Source organism: Acinetobacter sp. V89_7 (assembly GCF_029967895.1).
Lineage (GTDB): Bacteria > Pseudomonadota > Gammaproteobacteria > Pseudomonadales > Moraxellaceae > Acinetobacter > Acinetobacter soli.
Genome location: NZ_JASCAJ010000017.1, coordinates 263,073 through 281,211, shown reverse-complemented (window position 1 = coordinate 281,211; position 18,139 = coordinate 263,073). Strand labels below are relative to the sequence as shown.

At 43.0% G+C, this 18,139-nt stretch carries 17 protein-coding genes; 3 read left to right on the top strand and 14 right to left on the bottom strand.

The genetic code is table 11. From position 1 onward, the window contains the following. Positions 1-54: 54 nt before the first annotated feature. From QLG00_RS02570 to QLG00_RS02540, 7 genes are all read right to left on the bottom strand, one after another. Positions 55-1,218: a hypothetical protein gene (locus tag QLG00_RS02570; RefSeq protein ID WP_151745991.1), complete on the bottom strand. Its 1,164-nt coding sequence runs from the start codon at positions 1,216-1,218 to the stop codon at positions 55-57. Between the two features lie 26 nt (positions 1,219-1,244). Then, complete coding sequence (locus tag QLG00_RS02565) at positions 1,245-2,648, bottom strand: cytosine permease (protein WP_025094937.1); 1,404 nt, start codon at positions 2,646-2,648, stop codon at positions 1,245-1,247. A gap of 366 nt (positions 2,649-3,014) precedes the next feature. Then, the gene (gene tgnC, locus QLG00_RS02560) at positions 3,015-4,484 is read right to left on the bottom strand and encodes a (Z)-2-((N-methylformamido)methylene)-5-hydroxybutyrolactone dehydrogenase (RefSeq protein WP_208476686.1); all 1,470 of its coding nucleotides are present in this window, start codon (positions 4,482-4,484) and stop codon (positions 3,015-3,017) included. Then, the gene (gene tgnB, locus QLG00_RS02555; RefSeq protein WP_025094939.1) at positions 4,456-5,538 is read right to left on the bottom strand and encodes a flavin-dependent trigonelline monooxygenase oxygenase component; all 1,083 of its coding nucleotides are present in this window, start codon (positions 5,536-5,538) and stop codon (positions 4,456-4,458) included. The genes tgnC and tgnB overlap by 29 nt, the downstream gene beginning before the upstream one ends. Positions 5,539-5,540: 2 nt before the next feature. After that, positions 5,541-6,473: a flavin-dependent trigonelline monooxygenase reductase component gene (gene tgnA, locus QLG00_RS02550; RefSeq protein WP_282470447.1), complete on the bottom strand. Its 933-nt coding sequence runs from the start codon at positions 6,471-6,473 to the stop codon at positions 5,541-5,543. A 29-nt stretch (positions 6,474-6,502) separates the two neighbouring features. Next, positions 6,503-7,294, bottom strand: a complete 792-nt coding sequence (tgnD, locus tag QLG00_RS02545; protein ID WP_004939158.1) for a (E)-2-((N-methylformamido)methylene)succinate hydrolase — start codon at positions 7,292-7,294, stop codon at positions 6,503-6,505. After that, positions 7,263-7,865, bottom strand: coding sequence for an amino acid synthesis family protein (locus tag QLG00_RS02540; protein WP_119689903.1), 603 nt, complete (start codon positions 7,863-7,865; stop codon positions 7,263-7,265). The genes tgnD and QLG00_RS02540 overlap by 32 nt, the downstream gene beginning before the upstream one ends. 151 nt (positions 7,866-8,016) lie before the next feature. On the opposite strand from QLG00_RS02540, the gene QLG00_RS02535 reads away from it, so the two are divergent. Continuing rightward, positions 8,017-8,691, top strand: a complete 675-nt coding sequence (locus QLG00_RS02535) for a GntR family transcriptional regulator (RefSeq protein WP_227264821.1) — start codon at positions 8,017-8,019, stop codon at positions 8,689-8,691. A gap of 16 nt (positions 8,692-8,707) precedes the next feature. Next, on the top strand, positions 8,708-9,001 hold the full coding sequence (locus QLG00_RS02530) for a DUF1330 domain-containing protein (RefSeq protein WP_004948571.1): 294 nt from the start codon (positions 8,708-8,710) through the stop codon (positions 8,999-9,001). Positions 9,002-9,126: 125 nt separating this feature from the next. Here QLG00_RS02530 and QLG00_RS02525 read toward each other — a convergent pair whose 3' ends face one another. The 7 genes from QLG00_RS02525 to QLG00_RS02495 all read right to left on the bottom strand — a co-directional run bounded on the left by QLG00_RS02525 (position 9,127) and on the right by QLG00_RS02495 (position 16,586). After that, complete coding sequence (locus QLG00_RS02525; RefSeq protein WP_282470446.1) at positions 9,127-9,798, bottom strand: sarcosine oxidase subunit gamma family protein; 672 nt, start codon at positions 9,796-9,798, stop codon at positions 9,127-9,129. Between the two features lie 2 nt (positions 9,799-9,800). Further along, positions 9,801-12,722 carry a glycine cleavage T C-terminal barrel domain-containing protein gene (locus tag QLG00_RS02520; protein WP_282470445.1) on the bottom strand — a complete coding sequence of 974 codons (2,922 nt, stop codon included), beginning with the start codon at positions 12,720-12,722 and terminating at the stop codon, positions 9,801-9,803. Then, positions 12,719-13,045 (bottom strand): sarcosine oxidase subunit delta, encoded by a 327-nt coding sequence (locus tag QLG00_RS02515; RefSeq protein ID WP_004939172.1) that lies wholly within the window; start codon positions 13,043-13,045, stop codon positions 12,719-12,721. Before QLG00_RS02515 ends, QLG00_RS02520 begins: the two co-directional genes overlap by 4 nt. A gap of 12 nt (positions 13,046-13,057) precedes the next feature. Next, entirely contained in the window at positions 13,058-14,296 is a 1,239-nt protein-coding gene (locus QLG00_RS02510) for an FAD-dependent oxidoreductase (protein WP_151815884.1), read from the bottom strand. A 41-nt stretch (positions 14,297-14,337) separates the two neighbouring features. Further along, complete coding sequence (folD, locus tag QLG00_RS02505) at positions 14,338-15,231, bottom strand: bifunctional methylenetetrahydrofolate dehydrogenase/methenyltetrahydrofolate cyclohydrolase FolD (protein WP_282470444.1); 894 nt, start codon at positions 15,229-15,231, stop codon at positions 14,338-14,340. Further along, the gene (gene purU / locus QLG00_RS02500) at positions 15,228-16,094 is read right to left on the bottom strand and encodes a formyltetrahydrofolate deformylase (RefSeq protein WP_004939180.1); all 867 of its coding nucleotides are present in this window, start codon (positions 16,092-16,094) and stop codon (positions 15,228-15,230) included. The genes folD and purU overlap by 4 nt, the downstream gene beginning before the upstream one ends. A 258-nt stretch (positions 16,095-16,352) precedes the next feature. Further along, a complete protein-coding gene (locus tag QLG00_RS02495; protein ID WP_004939183.1) occupies positions 16,353-16,586 on the bottom strand; it encodes a hypothetical protein in 234 nt (77 codons plus the stop codon). A 360-nt stretch (positions 16,587-16,946) separates the two neighbouring features. Between QLG00_RS02495 and QLG00_RS02490 the strand changes: the two genes are divergently transcribed. Beyond that, the gene (locus QLG00_RS02490) at positions 16,947-17,987 is read left to right on the top strand and encodes a nitronate monooxygenase (RefSeq protein ID WP_282470443.1); all 1,041 of its coding nucleotides are present in this window, start codon (positions 16,947-16,949) and stop codon (positions 17,985-17,987) included. The last annotated feature ends 152 nt before the right edge of the window (positions 17,988-18,139 follow it).

Below are 18,139 nucleotides of genomic sequence, written 5' to 3'. Positions count from 1 at the left end.
ATACCATTTAAATTAAGAAAAAAATTTGAGCCCTGCTGCTCTTAACTAAAAGACTTAGAAATAATAAAACAGAGTCAAGTTGAGTAATCGGTTCGACTTGTTGGCATTATCTCCTTGTGCCAATGAGGCCGTATCACCGCCAATGAATGGATCATTTTTACTGATAATGTATTCAGCAACCAAAGACACCTTCTTATAATCAAATGATGCACCTAAAAAGTGACGTGTTGAATTTTTATAACCGTCTGTATCCTTGATATAACTGGTATAGGTAGCATAAGGCGTAATATTGATACCCTTATAAACGTCTTTAAAGACGTAGCGAGCATCTGCGGTATAAAACTGGCCTTTATTGGCCACATAATATTCGCCATCATAAGATCCCATCACCGAATAATCAGGATGTAACGCATCTTTATTGGTGACATCATTTTGGCCGCCAGTGAAGCTTAAGGCTAGATTTTTGTAATTCAGGCCTGTAAACAACGCCCATGTTTTACGGTTTCCATCTAAACCAGAAGTCTTATTTTCAATATCGGAGTACCAGTAAGAACCACCCACATTCATGCTCATGTCAGGTGAGAGTTTAATATCCTGACTTACGCGCGCAATCCACATATTTTTTTCATTTAACGTTGATTGGGTTGGATCACTGGTTTTGACAAAATTTGCAGTATAACGCGCTGAATCACGGCTATCGCCCGTATAGTGCCCACCATCAGTTGCAAAGTAACCTAAATCAATTTTGGTCGAACCGATTTCATGATGATAATTTGCACCCAGATTATGTGCATCTTCCAATCCCATGGTGTTATTAATCCCACCATAGAGTGAGCTTTCCCAAAAACGACCAATACCAAATGGAACAGGCTGTAATCCTAAGGTTAATGTTTGCTTATCAGTAAAACGATATCCTGCATAAGCATCAACCAATGTCGAGAAATCACACAAGGTACTATACTGATAACAACGGTATTCGGCATGACCAAACCATTGAGGCGAATCATAATCTAGCGCCAATTTAGCCGCATTAAACTGGAGTTTATGATCGTTGTCCGATCCGTAGTTTTTATCCTGATAATTGGCGCGTACATAGCCCGAAATCGTCAGTGCACCCGTATCTGTTTTTGCATCGCCAAACGTGAAGCCTGCAAAGCATGGTAATGCCATTGAGATACTGATCAACCCCACACAACTACTCAAATATTGTCTTTTCATCACTTTTTCCCGCTTTTCATTTTGGCTTAGCATTTTTTGGTCGAGACAGTGTAATCACGTGCTGTTACTTTAGACTGGTTAAATACAAAGTAAACAACAGCGGTTACGATCATGCCTACAATCCATGAGATATCAACGTCTTGTATGACATTGGCCCAGCGCCCTGTAAAAAATGAATTGGTAAGAAATGGAATTTGAACCACAATTCCAACAAAATACGTCACCAGAGTTTTCATGTTGTACTTGCCATACTGACCACCATGTTCATCAAAAATTGAAGCAATGTCGTACTGCATTTTATTGATGTAATAGAAGTCCATCAGGTTAATCACCACCCAAGGCACTAAAATGAAAAGCAAGGCAAAAATAAAGTTAAGAAAGTAGCTGATAAAACTGCTTGATGCCCAAAGTGCCGTACTGGTTGCAAGAATGAGGACAAAAATCGAAAGAATGATTCGTGTCGATTTGGTTGGAATCCATTTACCTGCAAATGTTTGAATTGCGGTAATAAATGAAAGCGAAGCGCCATAGAGATTCATGGCATTGTGACCAATAATGTTGCATAAGAACAAAATCATGAGCACCACGCCAAACCCGCCTGTGGCAGTTTTCACCGCTTCCATAGCATCATTGATGGTAAATAAACTCACCGCAAGCATACCGAAACAAAATGCCACCACAGTACCAAGAGCTGCACCCAGATAGGTATAAATAAACGGCTTAAAAATCCCAATCTCTTTAGGCAAATAGCGCGAGTAATCCGAGGTATATGGCGAGAAACTGATTTGCCAGATCGCACATACACAGAACATTGCAAACCAGCCTTTCAAATTAAAAGAGCCTTTTGCCAATACATCTGCTGTGACATGTGGAATCATGAGAGCAAAGCCAATCAGCAATGCACCGCCCATAAACCATGTTCCGATTTTGTTAAATTTATGAATAAAATGATAACCAATAATCCCGATCAGCGTTGCTGTAATTGCACCAATCACAGTTGCTGTTGGTACCGGAATAGCAGGAATCACGGTATGTAGCGTTTTTCCAGATAAAATAATGTTTGACGTAAAAAAACCCAGATAGATAAAGGTGGTAAAAATGACAACCAGTAAAGCACCATAGCGTCCAAACTGTGCTCGACTTTGAATCATTTGTGGAATACCCACCTGCGGCCCTTGTGCAGAGGTCAGTGCCAAAATGGAGGCACCAAAAAAATGACCGAGAATAATTGCGGTCAATGCACTCATGATATTGAGATGAAATGTTTGCACTGACATCGCACCCGTAATGACAGCTAAAGGTGCAATATTGGTACAAAACCAGAGCGTGAATAAATCTTTCACGTGACCATTACGTTGAGAAGCATCCACATAATCGATACTGTTGCTTTCTATTTCAAACGCTTTGTTTGATGTTGCATTTTGACTCATTTCCTTAGTCTCACTTTTAAGACAACTGACCCAGATGACAATTCCAATCATTCCTGAAAGGAATTTTTTATTCCTTTAATTCAAAGCAATTTTTAGACCATTTTATATACAGATTTTAAAAATTTCTTTGAATGAAAGTGTTCATCTTTACGCTTCCTTTCCAACAGCTAAAAATGGAGATTAAGTTCAATGGAGTTTTCATTGTTTTGTTTTTTAAATATTTTTATTTAAAATAAAACTTAGCCAAACCAATACCAATTTCAGGTTTAGCCTTAGAAAATCCATTTTCTGACATTAATCCCTTTCTTTAATTTACTTGAATAATCAAGTAAATTTACGACATCAAAATCATCCTGATTTGACTCACTACCTCATAACAAAAGGATCATCAATTGGCTGATCTGACATTCGAAGCCAGACAGTTTTTGTGGTGGTGTATTCAAGTGCAGCACTCAAACCACCTTCACGACCGTGGCCTGATAGTCCATAACCACCAAATGGTGCCAGTGGTGAAACAACCCGATAGGTATTGAGCCATACAATCCCCGCACGAATGGCACGGGTCATACGATGCGCCCGATTTAGATTGCTAGTAAACACACCAGACGCCAGCCCGTAAGGCGTACTGTTGGCTTTTTGAATTGCTTCTGCTTCTGTAATGAACGTATCGACCGATAGCACCGGACCGAACAGTTCGGTATGAAGACTTTGTGCATCGGGCACGCCAGTACAATCCAGAATTGTCGGCGGATAGTAATATCCCGCTCCTGCGCACACTTGACCACCAGTGATCAGTTTTGCACCTTGTTCAATTGAATGCTGCACCACTTGCTGAATCTTTTCACGTTGCTTGAGCGTGCACAGTGGGCCGTATTCGGTTTGCATATCATCGGGTAAACCCATCTTGATACGTTGTACACGTTCGGATAAACGCTGCAAAAATTCATCTTTGATACTTGCTTCAATCAAAAGACGCGAACCCGCCACACAGCTTTGGCCTGTTGCAGCAAAAATTGCTGCAATCTGTGCATTTAAGGCGCTATTCATATCTGTATCTGCAAATACGATAAACGGAGATTTACCCCCGAGTTCCAGTGAAACCTTTGCCAGATTTTCTGCACTATTGCGGACAATGTGTTTGGCTGTTTCTGGGCCACCAGTAAATGCAATATGGGCCACTTTAGGATGTGCACTTAATACAGCACCACATTCTGGCCCAAAACCAGTAATTACATTCACCACACCAGCAGGAAAACCAGCCTCATCAATCAATTTAGCAAATTCGAGTAAGGGTGCCGGTGCCTCTTCAGAGGCTTTTAATATAACTGTACAACCTGCCGCAAGCGCTGGTCCGAGTTTAACCGCAGACAAAAACAATTGACTGTTCCACGGTACAATCGCAGCAACCACACCCACTGGCTCACGTACAAGCCATGCCTGCATATCGGGTTTATCGACAGGAATCAAACTGCCTTCGAGTTTATCTGCCAGCCCTGCATAATAGCGATAGTACTCTGCTACGTAAGCAATCTGGCTGGAGGTTTCACGAATAATCTTGCCGGTATCTGTGGTTTCTAAAGCAGCAAGTCGTGGCGCCGCCTGTTCGACCAGTTCGGCAAGTTTATAAAGTAACTTGCCGCGCTGGGTGGCCGTCAACCCCGCCCAACTGGCGTTATAAAATGCTTGTTCGGCTGCATCTACCGCACGATTGACTTCATCTGTTCGTGCTTCTGGCATTTTTGCCCAGATTTCACCTGTAGCCGGATTGATGCTGTCAAATTGCGCAGCACCATTCTCAAACTGACCGTTAATATACAGCTGAAATTTTTGCATGATGGCGATCCAGTTTTGATTCAGAAAATGCGGGCATAACTTCATTAATCATACGTTCGAGAGAGGCTTTTTTACGTTCAAAACTCATTCCGGTATCAATCCAGAATGAATACTCGTCGTATCCCATAGCTTCATACGCTTTTAAACGCTCAATCACTTCTTGTGCCTGACCAATGACATTATTTTTACGCATCGCTTCAGGTGTATAAAAAGGATGCGCTGCAATTTCTTCATCTGACAATGGTGCAATCAAACCTTGATTGATTTCACGTTCATTTTTAAACCATGCACCGAAATAGTTGTAGAACACGTTCATCTCATTAGCCGCAAGTTGCGCATCTTCTTCACTATCGGCCACATAAGTATGGCGTAGCAACATGATTTCAGGGCGTGCAATATCCTGAAACTTTTCACAGGCGCTATTGAAATGTCCCATTAACTTTTCGACTTCTTCGTCGCCCTGATGAAGCGGAGTTACCTGTACGTTACAGCCATTTTGTACAGCAAATTCATGACTATTTGGATCACGTGCTGCCACCCAAATTGGAGGATAAGGTTGCTGTAGTGGCTGAGGTGCCGATGTGGTTTTTGGAAACTGCCAAAACTCACCGTGATGTTCATAATCCCCTTTCCATAGGTTTTTAACGGCGGGAATCATTTCGCGTAAACGCTGACCGGCACTCCATGCATCCATACCGGGTACCATACGCTCGTATTCAAAAGAGTACGCACCACGGGCAATCCCGATATCCAGACGGCCATTGCAAATAATGTCGGTCATAGCCGCTTCGCCAGCCAATTTGATCGGATGCCAAAACGGTGCCACTACGGTACCAGTTCCCAAACGTACATTTTGGGTTTTGTTGGCTAAGTCGGCCAGATTCAAAAACGGATTCGGCGCAATAGTGAAATTCATGGCATGATGCTCACCCGTCCAGATTGCGTGCATACCACCACGGTCGGCAATCTGACACAATTCAATCATTTCATCATAAAGCTGTTTTTGTGTTTGCTGATCCGAGACACGTTCCATGTGTACAAATAGTGAAAAACGCATGGTTAAACTCCCTCTTTAACAATTTGACGAACTGTGCCACTGGTATGATTACCGTAATAAACACCATAGGTTTTCAAATAATTTTCTTTGCGATAACGCATCAGCATGCTTTGTAAAGCACTGTCGACAAACGTAAGTTTTTCAAGGTCATTTAAATCGACAAACTGACCTCTATGCGCAGTCGCTACAGGGGTATTACACAAGAATGCAATGTATTGCTGCTGAGTGGTGATATCGTCATACACAGAATAGATAAAGCTGGGTGATGCCTCTGGCTGATAGGTTGTAAAGATCTTTTCCAAGGCTTTTTCTGCACCGTCTTTTTCGACCATCAAATGCGGCAAGGCCCATTTATGATCGGCTGTCTGTTCGAGCAAGATTTTATTTTCGTGCCCAATCAATGCCATCATCATGACTTTCATGCTTGAAATGACATCTGTAGAGGATTTGGCTGGCGTGAAATAGGCACCGCGATAGTAGCCAAGACCTGCAAAACCTGCCGAAGCAAAATTTTCTACTTTACCAATGAGTATGGCATGGTCACCTGCATCGACCACCTGATAGGTGGTACAGTCGAACCAAGCACTGACGCCGTCAATTAATGGATTTTGATATTCACTTTTTGTCCAAGCTAAATGAGCAAATCGATCATCGCTTGGGCGGGCAAAGGTATTAGATACATCTTTTTGTTCTTCTGCCAAAATATTAATGGCAAAGTGTGATGCATCTGCAAAGTTATGATAATTGCTTGATGTCTTGGCAATGCTGACTAAAAGCAAAGCTGGGTCCAAAGACACCGAAGCAAAAGAGTTTGCGGTAAAACCAAGCGGCGTCCCGTCATCTTTACACGTGGTCACGACCGTCACGCCTGTCATAAATGATCCAAAGGCATCGCGTAGCTCACGTATTTTATTCACTGCATCCATTTCGCTCATTTCAATACTCCTTCAATCTCTGAAACAAATTAGGGGGCTGTTTCCAACCACGCTTGCATCGCTTGATTGACTTTCTCAGGTGCGGTGAGATTCACCATATGCCGTTCGTTTTCAATCACAATTGCAGTGCCATGCTTGGCCTGATTTGCCATTTGTATAGTCATTTCTGCGGTTGAGTTCGGATCATCTGTTCCAGTTAATACCAGTGCTGGACATTGGATATCCGCCCAGCCATCTGCATACACCAAGTCCCCTTGTGCAAAAGCACGATAGGCGGTGGTATATCCAGACATATTCACGTTTTCAAGCCACGATTTAACCCGTTCGGATGCGGTCTTTTCAATTTCGCTTTGGCCAAACCAGCGCTGCAAAGGTGTATCGATATCCAGATGACCTTGTTTGAGCGCTTCGGCTCGCTGAATCACAGCTTCTCGAGCCGCGTCGGTACGCTTATACACGCCATTGAGTACTGCCATACGCTTTACTAAATCTGGTCGGGTTACACTTACACCTGTAGTGATGAGTGATCCCATCGAATGTCCCGCCAGATTGACAGGCCCCAGATTTAATGCACAAATACACTCAATGGCCCAGTCTACAAAATCTTGTAGCTGTGCATCTGCTGCAAGTGCAGTACTCTGACCATGCCCTGGCATATCCAGAGAAACAACATGATAATGCTTTGAAAAATAATCAATTTGTGGATACCATGCCTCGGCCTGCATTCCTACACCGTGAATGAGAACCAGCGGTTCTCCTTCACCTTGCTCAAAATAATGAGCGGTACGATTATTTGACAGCTGCAGGGTTTTTGAGATCATGGCCTAACTCTTCTAAATCTTTATAACGATCACCAATCCGGTGATGTGGGCGACCTGATGTTGAGGCTGCAATCACCACCACCAGTTCATCTGCAGCGGGTGCATCGGCAATCGCGAATTGAACTGTCAAATAATGTGAACGGCGACCTTCATCATTTTTGTCCATCATCGGCACTAAAATCGGTGCATTTGCTGGGCCACGTGTATTGTTAAATGCCAAATAAGATTTCGCACCCACAGCGCTGCGGTAAGTATTACCAAAGTGCAAGGTATGAATGAGTGCAGAAGCATGTTCGAGTTCACCATCGAGCCCGACAACAGCAGATTTACCAAATGCCTCGACGGCTTCACCAGAACCAACTTCATCAATAATCATCTTGGTTAAATGCTTGCTCAACTCTGGCGCAATGCGACGGATTTCTGGTGCAAGATCTTCGACATATCCCTGTCCAGCCCATGGATTTTTAAGTACCGCAGCAGCAGCCACCATCTTTAATGGTGTTGGCGCTTCTTTGCCACCATCCACATAAATTGTTTCTACGTGCAGTACTGTTTTTCGGATTAGGCTCACGGATTTTCCTCCCTTGTTTTACATCAATATAAAACACAATATTATGGTATACAATAGTACAGACTACTCAAGTACCGTTTTTTTTGCTAATATTGATGCCTATAAATGTAACCAAAAATTACACAAATAAATTTTGAGTGAGTATATGACTTTGAATCTAAAAATCGAGCATCCCCCTATTACGTTGAGGGAAATGGCACTAACTAATCTGCGTAATGCCATCATTACAGGCTATTTCCCAGCAGGAAAACGTCTGGTTGAGCGAGTATTATGTGAAGAATTAGGCGTGAGCCGCACGGTGGTACGTGAAGCGATTCGTTATTTGGAAGCAGAAGGATTGGTAGAAACCCTACCCAATAAAGGCCCGATTGTATCGGTATTAAACTGGCATGTTGCGCAGCAGATCTATGATATCCGTTTATTACTCGAACAAAGTGCCGTAGTTGACTGTACTAAAAAGCTTGACGAGCAAGGTAGTCAGAAACTTCAAAGCCATCTACAAAAGCTACATGATGCATTTGAAGATGGAAAAATGCAGGATTTACTCAGTGTTTCTAGAGATCTGTATCGTTTTATTTTTGAAATTGCCAATCATGATATTGCTTGGGAAGTAGTTGAACGCCTCAACGGACGAATCAGCCGTTTACGTGCCATGACCATTAATTCACCCCATCGTGCGGTATCGGGTTATGAACGTATTTGTACGATTGTCGAGGCAATTTTAATAAAAGATGCCGATGCAGCCAAAGCAGCCGTTGCTGCACATTTGCATGAGGCATCGACAATCGCCAAGCAAATTCTTGAAAAACAAACACAGGAACAATAAATCAAAGGGATTAAATATGAGTGCTTACTGGATCGCACATGTCACCATTCATGATATGCAGCAATATCAGGAATATATGAAACTTGCGCCGGCTGCCTTTGAAAAATACGGTGCAAAATTCTTAGCGCGTGGTGGTGAATCTGTTTGTTTAGAAGGACAGGCTTATCAGCGTCATGTCATTATTGAGTTTTCAGATCTGGCGACTGCACAACAATGTTATGACTCAGAAGAATATAAACAGGCGCGTTTAGCGCGTGAAGGATGTGCAGATGTGATGATTAGCTTCGTAGAAGGCGTGCCAACAAGCTAACACAAAACCCAAATACTCCTTAAAAAAAGGACAAATACATTGGGCAGATATTTGTCCCAAAACGAGTCGATCGCGTTCATCATTTTAATGGGGAAGTGGTGAACGCTTGCAATGATCTTCCCGCATTACAACAACACATTGATTCCAGATATTTTTCCATCAAATTCCTGTATCGCATCTTGCAAAACACCCCACAAGTAGAGTGCTGCCGCACGATCACACAAAATATTAAACTTATGCGTATTTGAATCACTAGCATTCACCACTATTGCATTGATTCGTGCGACGGATGTCTGTGCAATCTGCCCCACCTGAAATACATCAAGTCGCATATCCACAGCAGATAACTTTGCCATGACCTCGGCTACAGGCGCGCCAGATAACTGAATCCATGCATGGCTATCTTGGCGTGGGAGTAAATAATTGGCACACTCATCCATTTGCCAACCTTGCTCCAACTGGCTCACGCGCTCACCAAAATCCTGAAGCGACCCAAGTACACAATATTCAGTCAAGGATAAACGTAGTACCCAGCATCCATCTTCTTGCTGTATGGCCTGATTCGGTTGCTGTGGTAATTGAAATCCATAACTGCTCAAGTAGGCAGCGGCATCTTGTCCTCTAAACCCTACACGGGATAGATTGGTTAAATCTACAATACTGCACTGGGCTATCGTTTTTTCATCGGAAAAAGATTGATCCTTAAGAAAGCGTTTTCCCAAACCAAAGCTTTGATATGCAATTTGAGATCCAGCTTTTTCAATAGGACTACGTTCTGCCTGATAAAGTGACTGCATGGTTAAATCTCCTGACGCTGATTTTCTGGATCATAAAATGGCGCTTTCACCACAGTGGCATGAACCATTGCGCCCTTCTCAACACGAATTGGAAATTGCTGTCCAACTTCACTTTGCCCAATTCCGACATACGCCATTCCAATAATTTTATCGAGCGTAGGTGAATATTCACATGAGGTGATATTTCCAGAAATATTCTCACCCTCAAGCACAATATGTCCTTCTAAGGGTTTTTCCTGCGATTTATCGAGTACAAATGACACCAATTTACGTTTTAAGGGTTGTTGCTCAAGGATTGCTATTGAACGCTTGCCCACAAACCAAGGCTTGTTTCTAGCAACGGCCCATCCTAGATCAACCTCTTGTGGATGAGTCATGCCATCGGTATCCTGACTAATGATGATATGACCTTTTTCCAGACGTAACAGACGCTGGCTTTCTACGCCAAATGGCTTGATATCAAATGCCTGACCAGCCTGCATGAGATGATTCCACATAAACTCGCCATAGCGTGCCGGAAAGTGAATTTCATAGCCTAACTCGCCTACAAAGCCAACTCGCAAGATACGTACAGGAATGCCCTGTATATGTCCTTCCCTTACACCTAAATATGGAAACGCTGTATTTGACAAATCAACATCGTGACACACTTTTTGCATCACTGCGCGTGACTGTGGGCCTGCGATATTCACCGCGGCTAACGCAGTGGTCACATTGGTAATGTCTAGATTCAAACGCCACTGCGCATTCCATTTCAGCATTTGTTGATAGATACGATCGACACCACTTGTAGTGGCGGTCACATAAAAGTGATGCTCACTCAAGCGCGCTGCAACACCGTCATCAATCACTACACCGTGCTCATTTGACATCACGGCATAGCGGGTTTTCCCCACTGGCAACTTTGTAAAGCCAAAGGTATAAAGCCGATTGATGAATTCAGCGCTATCTGGCCCACGAATTTCAAGCCCGCCGAGCGTAGAAACGTCAATCATGCCCACTTGATTGCGTACATGCTTCACTTCATTTTCAATATGTTGTAATCGGTGTGCCGCATCACCATAAAAAGCTGGTCGTTGCCAATTTCCTGCCGGCATCATGGTGGCGCCTGCTTCAAGGTGTTGCGCATGCATCGGAGTTTGGCGATATGGATCAAAACTACGCCCTGCGACATGCGCCAGTTTTTCCACAGTAAATGGAGGTCGGGCTGTGGTCACCCCTGTTTCACTTACACTGCGCTGAGTCGACTTAGCGACCAAACGAGCTGTGGGCAGTGCTGAATGACGACCTTGCGATGGCCCCATGCCAACCGTTGAAAAGCGCTTCACCAACTGGATATCCCGGTAACCACTTTTGGTGGCATTGACGATATCTCGAATTTGTAAATCTTCATCAAAATCGACAAACTCTTTGCCTTTAGGATGGGCAAAAATCGGCCAAGGAAAATTGACTGGATTGTTTTTTAATACAGTATTTGAAGGCCATTGAATATTAAGCGGCTGCTCTAAAGCATACTGTGCAGCCAGTGTGCCCGTATATTTTGCATGCTCCACCACCTGCTCAATGGCATGTATACCCTCGACTGAGCCTGTGACATGTAAGCCTTGAGGCAAGCCTGAAAGATGAAACTCGGCTTTTTGATCGTTATAACTCAGCTTTCCACCTGCTTGGCAGAGCAGTTGGTACACGGGCATGTATCCAGAAGACATACACAATACGTCGCAATCCAGTTTTTTTATCTCTTGAGCGACTTGACCTTCAGATACAATCTTTCGGATATCAACACCATGAACGCGATGCATGGTTTTGTCATGTAAAGCTTCAAATACGGTACTGCCCAGATAACAGGCCACATTTTTGGCTTTGACCGCACCATAGGCGGCTTTATTACGTGGAACTTCACGCAAGTCGACCACCGCAACCACATCTATACCTGCTTCAAGCATGTCCAGTGCTGCCAAATAACCATCATCATGACCAGTTAAAATGACAACTTTTTGGCCAGGTTTAACTGCGTATAATTTAATGAGACGTTGTACTGCGCTGGTTAGAATCACCCCTGGTAAATCATTATTTCTAAAGATTACAGGTTGATCAAAGCTACCGCTGGCTACAATGCATTGCTTGGCGCGCACTTTATACATGCGCTTGCCTTGAATCACAGGCAAATAATGGTCGGTAAACCATGCATTACATACTGCCTGCGTCATGACTTGAATGTTGGCATGTGCAGTGACGGCGTTTACCAGTTGCTCACGTAGCTGATCGGCCAGCACTCCTTCAACATCAAAGCGTGCATAATTCAGGCTGCCACCCAACAATTTCTCTTGCTCGACCAAAAGTACCTTGGCGCCTTGCTCTGCAGCAGACAATGCCGCCTGCAAACCGGCTGGCCCACCACCGACCACGACCACATCGTGAAACAAATAGGCTTTGTCGTAATATTCTGGTTCAAAGTTTAAATCCAGAACACCCAAACCTGCTTTTTTACGAATGAATGGTTCCCAGAGTTTCCACACGCCCTTAGGTTTGTAAAATGCACGGTAGTAAAAGCCAACAGGCATAAATTTAGAAAACTTACCTAAAAAGGCATTAGAATCCTTCAATAAAGAGCCTGAAAAGTTTTGTCCAGCGGCACGTAATTGCGGTTGAATGTCTGTAGTATCTGCCAAAACATTCGCTTCTTCTGGAAGCTGAATCAAGGTATTGGCATCTTGTCCAGCCATGGTCAATGGTGCACGTGGACGATGATATTTAAAAGAGCGCGACATAACCCAGCGCTGATTGGCAATTAAGGCGCTGGCAATGCTATCCCCTGCAAAGCCTTGATATTTTTGATGATCAAATTCAAACGCTACGACTTGGGTACGATCGATCATACGACCGTACGGATGCGGAAGCCGTTGTAAAGCAAGATTACTCATGTCAAAGACTCCTTCATAGGTGTAGCAGATGCGCTGGTTTTGACTGCAGAAAATTCAACACGTCGATCAAAGATTTCTTTAGGATCAAAAGTTCTTAAAATTTCATCGGTCACGGTATGTCTTTGTGCAATGAACCAGTAACTGCTCGGGGTATGCATCCACCACTCCAAAACCACGCCTGCAATATTGTCAGTATTGAATACATAATCTGCCCACTCCAGATCACTACACGTATTCTGATCCGGCATTTCTTTAAACTCACCACCGTAGGTAAATTCGCTGATATTTCGTGGCCCATTTAAAGGACAATGCATAATTTTCATTTCATATTCTCCTTAATGGCTCGCCGCAGTCGCGCCCATTTCATTGACTTGTTGAAAACGACTAAAACGCGACAGCTCAAATGGCTTGATCAGGTCGGGGGTACGCCCTGTTGCGACCAGCTCTGCCATGGTTTTGCCGCAAATAGGCGTCGATTTAAAGCCCCAAGTGCCCCAACCTGCATCCAGATAGTAATTGTCATACGGCGATTCCCCCATGATCGGACTATAGTCTGGGGTCATATCCGTGATTCCCGCCCATTGACGCATGAGCTTGACATTGGCCATAAACGGAAACATTTCAATCGCATGGGCAAGCAGGCTTTCTTTTAAATCTAGGGTGGAGCGCGTGTTGTACAACGGATATGGGTCTGATCCCCCCCCAAATACAATTTCTCCCCGACTGGTTTGCTGCACATAACAATGCAGCGCGGAAGAACTTACCAGCGGATTGATAAATGGCTTAAAAGGTTGTGAAACCATGGCCTGTAAAGGATAGGTATGAATCGGCGCGCGGATCTTGAGCTTATTCATTAAGATTGAAGACGCACCCGCAATGGCCTGAACCACACAGCCACATTGCACCATACCGCGATTGGTTTTAACTGCCGTGACCTGATTGCCTTGCACCACAAAATCTTGCACTTCAGTGAGCTGATGAATTTCAACACCGCGTTTCGCAGCTTCTTTAGCATATCCCCACGCGACAGCATCATGACGCGCTGTCGCACCATCGATATGCCATAAACCTGCTAATACCGGAAGATGTGCGGGATCCAGATTCAAACAGGGTACTAGCTCCTTAATTTGCTTTCGATCAATCATTTCAGTGCGCCCACCAAAATGCTTGTTGACTTCTGCACGCTGACGAAATGCTCGAACTGTCGAATCTGTATGCGCCAAGGTCAATTGACCACGCTCGGAGTACATAATATTAAAATCAAATTCATTTGATAGATTTTTAAACATCCGAACCGACTCGGCATAAAACTTCACACCGTCTGAAGTCAGATAATTGGAACGAATCACTGCCGTATTACGTGCCGTATTACCGCCGCCCAAATATGATTTTTCCAGTACCGCAACATTACTGATGCCGTGATATTTCGATAAATAGTAGGCAATCGCCAAACCATGTCCACCTCCACCAATAATCACAACGTCATAATGAGACTTAAGTTCCTTAGGGGGTGGCAAATCCACTTCCACAGGATACTCATCACTTAATCCATACTTCAGCAGACTCAAAGGCATGGTGTATTTCTCCGCGGCGTGTCATAACGCCTTTTCATCATTTATATCTGTGGATGCTGCAAACGTACTGCCTGCAAGGTGTTTTTCATCAAATACGCAATGGTCATGGGGCCTACACCACCAGGCACAGGGGTAATCGCACTGACCATCGGCAAGGCATCTTCAAAATCGACATCACCCACCAAGCGTGTTTTTTCATGTGTCATAATTCGATTAATACCCACATCAATCACCACGGCATCGGCTTTTAGATACGATGCGTTGACCATATTGGCTTTGCCCACAGCCGCCACTACAATGTCGGCCTGCTGACAGACCTGCTTAATGTTGCGGGTTTTGGAATGAACAACCGTGACCGTACAGCTTTCGCGGAGCAATAATGCCGCCATAGGTTTGCCTACAATGTTGGAGCGCCCAATTACAACCGCATGTAAACCACTTAAATCATCACCTAAGCTGTCTTTAAGTAAACGAATACAGCCCGTCGGTGTACATGGTGTTAAAACATCACATCCTTGACTTAAGCCCCCCACATTTTCACTATGAAAACCATCCACATCTTTTTGAGGGTGAATGCGTTCAAGCACGCGAGTTTCATTGATTTGTTTAGGTAAAGGTAACTGCACTAAAATGCCATGTATGCTGCCATCTGCATTTAGCCGATCAATTTGTGTAAGCAGTTCATCTTCACTCAGGTCAGCATCAAAGCGAAATTCCAATGAACGAATCCCAACAAATGCTGCTTTTTGAACTTTATTACGTACATACACTTGGCTTGCTGGATCTTCCCCAACCAGTACAACGGCCAGACATGGCTCAACACCCTGAGCCGTATAACGCTCAACGTCTGACTTGACTTCATCAAGTACGCTTTGCGCAATGGCTTTACCATCAATGATTTTGGGACTGTGCTGTTTTACTAAGACAAGACTCATTTGAACACCACCGTACGGTCATCATTCATAAAAACGCGATGCTCGACAAAATATTTTACGGCTTTAGAAAGTGCGACGGTTTCAGTATCGCGTCCAACAGAGACCAAATCATTTGGCATATACGCATGGTCAACACGTTGTACTTCCTGCTCAATAATCGGACCTTCATCTAAATCACTGGTGACAAAATGTGCAGTTGCGCCGATCAGCTTGACGCCTCGTTCGAAGGCTTGATGGTACGGCCGAGCACCCTTAAAACCCGGTAAGAATGAATGATGAATATTAATTGCACGTCCAGATAATTGAGTACATAAGCTATTGGATAAGATCTGCATGTAGCGCGCTAAAATGACCAATTCAGTTTTGGTTTCATCGACAATTTTTAGTAGTTCTTGTTCTTGCTGCTGTTTAGTTTCTTTGGTCACTGGCAAATAAATGAAGCGAATCCCTTCACGCTCGGCGATGGCACGTAAGTCCAGATGATTGGAAACAATGGCAGTAATGTGAAAATCCAGCTCACCTTTATGATGGCGATATAACAAATTCAACAAGCAGTGATCAAACTTACTCACCATGATCAGCACTTTCATCGGATTTTTCTTTTCGTAAAAATCTGCCTTCATTGCAAATTTCATTGTGACATCTGCAAACTTTTCTTTGAGTAATGCCAAATCTCCTTGCCCTTCGTTAAAACGAAATACAATACGGCTAAAAAAACGTCCTGTAATTTCATCGTCATATTGTGCCATCTCGCTAATGTAGCAATTATTTCCAGCTAAACAATTCGACACAGCAGCCACAATACCCGAGGCAGCAGGACAAGAGATTTTTAGAACATACTGATCGACAAGATCGTTGGCCATGATGTTTCCCCAATTAACAGATTCGAGACACTTAACGATGTAATCAATGCAATCGGCAAACATCGGTAAGTTTACTATCAGGAAATTAAGTTTCCTTTTGGTAATTTATATAAGAAAATAAATCTCTCGTCTAGTGAATTTGAAAATTTTTTTACTGTGGGGAATATTTTTTATATATGATTATCAATTACTTATAAATATACAGACGTGCAAAAACATGGATAATCCCGATTTGGACTATCCACATAAAGCGTGGAATTAGCACAACACTTCGACGGTATGAAATTGTTTGAGTTGCAACAATGAATCGAATGGATTGGCAGACTGGCATAATTGATTTAACTGATCATGAAATTGATGCACAAATACGTGATTACAATTGATAATCCAGCCTTTCACACATGATGTTTCAGTATTTTCCATATACAGTTCACAGGTCGTTTGACCAATCAAACGTATATTCTTGATTTTGAATCCACTGTCGATTTTCATGTCTTCATCTCCTGCAAAGTTGTCAGTTATTTTTTTAGAGCAAAGAACATGCCATGAATAAATTATCCAAATTTTCAATATTTTAGAGTTTTAAAAGTTTTATTATTCTTAATAAGAATTTTTTATGCATCATTTGAGTACAAAATAATGTAGTTTATGTCATGTTTTGATGCATAACATAACCAGCATCATTTTAAACCTGTCATCATGATCTTTCTCATTTTATTGAATAGTATTTCAAGTGCTGAAACTGCTTTATCTTTCACAAAAATTTATTTAACGTAGAATAATAATTCATCTCATAAATATGCTGCATGAATCATTGCAAGCTTTTGAACCATCGCATAAGGATAAAAAAGGATGTCATTATTATCGCTGCTCAAGATTAAACATCCCATCTTAGTTGCACCGATGGCGGGAGTTTCGACCCCCGAACTTGCAGCAGAGGTTTCAAATGCAGGTGGTTTAGGCGCTTTAGGCTTAGGTGCCAGCTCACTGAATGATGCAAAAAAGCAAATCGAACATACACAGACACTGACCGATCAACCTTTTCAACTTAACTTTTTTTGCCATACGCCAGAAGCACTTAATGCTGAGCATGCCCGTGCATGGATTGATTTTTTAAGCCCGGAATTTTCTCGTTTTAATGCCACGCCGCCATCCACCTTAAACCGTATCTATCCTAGTTTTTTAGAAAATGACGACTTTTTAGAATTGGTCTTGGCTACTGCGCCCAAAGCAGTGAGCTTTCATTTTGGCCTTCCCCATGCCTATCAAATTCAGGCCTTAAAAGCGGCGGGTATTGTCACACTGGTTAGTGCAACCAATCTGGCAGAAGCAAAAGCCATTGAGGCTGCGGGGATCGACATCATCATTGCGCAAGGGATTGAAGCAGGTGGACATCGGGGTATTTTTAATCCCACTATTGATGCAGCCATTAATACAGCCGATCTGGTTCAACTGATTCACCAGCATTGTCAATGTCCAGTTATTGCCGCAGGTGGAATCATGACGGGTCAGCAAGCGAAACACATGATGCGACTGGGCGCGGCTGCGGTACAACTTGGTACGGCATTTGTTCAATGTAAAACTTCAAACGCCAATGCGGCATACCGACAAGCACTTCGACAGCATCCACTCACGCAAATTACTGCCAGTATTTCAGGACGCCCTGCTCGCGGTATTATCAATCGCTGGCATACTGAATGTGATCATCCTCAGCGTCCAAATGTACCGGCTTATCCATATACATATGATCTGGCCAAACAATTACATCAACTGGCGGCTACACACGGACATCATGAATACGGTGCGTTTTGGGCTGGCAGTCATGTTGCGCAAATCCGTGAGTTAGAAGCCACCGATCTGATCAATCAAATTTTACTAGAAATGTGCAGTTAATTTTTTTAGAGCCTATATTAAAATATTCTCTATAAATTTATTTATTTCAATTGCTTATTTTTAATAAAAATCATCTTTCTTTATATTTAGCGTCAGTTTTTTAAGTTTATTTTTTAAGATTTTGGCTGTTTTTAATAGCCATATTTGAATTG

Coding starts and splice junctions, on each gene's coding strand:
- QLG00_RS02570 (WP_151745991.1), bottom strand. CDS start 1,218: ATGAAAAGACAATATTTGAGTAGTTGTGTGGGGTTGATCAGTATCTCA.
- QLG00_RS02565 (WP_025094937.1), bottom strand. CDS start 2,648: ATGAGTCAAAATGCAACATCAAACAAAGCGTTTGAAATAGAAAGCAAC.
- tgnB (WP_025094939.1), bottom strand. CDS start 5,538: ATGCGTTTTTCACTATTTGTACACATGGAACGTGTCTCGGATCAGCAA.
- tgnA (WP_282470447.1), bottom strand. CDS start 6,473: ATGAGCGAAATGGATGCAGTGAATAAAATACGTGAGCTACGCGATGCC.
- tgnD (WP_004939158.1), bottom strand. CDS start 7,294: ATGATCTCAAAAACCCTGCAGCTGTCAAATAATCGTACCGCTCATTAT.
- QLG00_RS02530 (WP_004948571.1), top strand. CDS start 8,708: ATGAGTGCTTACTGGATCGCACATGTCACCATTCATGATATGCAGCAA.
- QLG00_RS02525 (WP_282470446.1), bottom strand. CDS start 9,798: ATGCAGTCACTTTATCAGGCAGAACGTAGTCCTATTGAAAAAGCTGGA.
- QLG00_RS02520 (WP_282470445.1), bottom strand. CDS start 12,722: ATGAGTAATCTTGCTTTACAACGGCTTCCGCATCCGTACGGTCGTATG.
- QLG00_RS02515 (WP_004939172.1), bottom strand. CDS start 13,045: ATGAAAATTATGCATTGTCCTTTAAATGGGCCACGAAATATCAGCGAA.
- QLG00_RS02510 (WP_151815884.1), bottom strand. CDS start 14,296: ATGCCTTTGAGTCTGCTGAAGTATGGATTAAGTGATGAGTATCCTGTG.
- folD (WP_282470444.1), bottom strand. CDS start 15,231: ATGAGTCTTGTCTTAGTAAAACAGCACAGTCCCAAAATCATTGATGGT.
- purU (WP_004939180.1), bottom strand. CDS start 16,094: ATGGCCAACGATCTTGTCGATCAGTATGTTCTAAAAATCTCTTGTCCT.
- QLG00_RS02495 (WP_004939183.1), bottom strand. CDS start 16,586: ATGAAAATCGACAGTGGATTCAAAATCAAGAATATACGTTTGATTGGT.
- QLG00_RS02490 (WP_282470443.1), top strand. CDS start 16,947: ATGTCATTATTATCGCTGCTCAAGATTAAACATCCCATCTTAGTTGCA.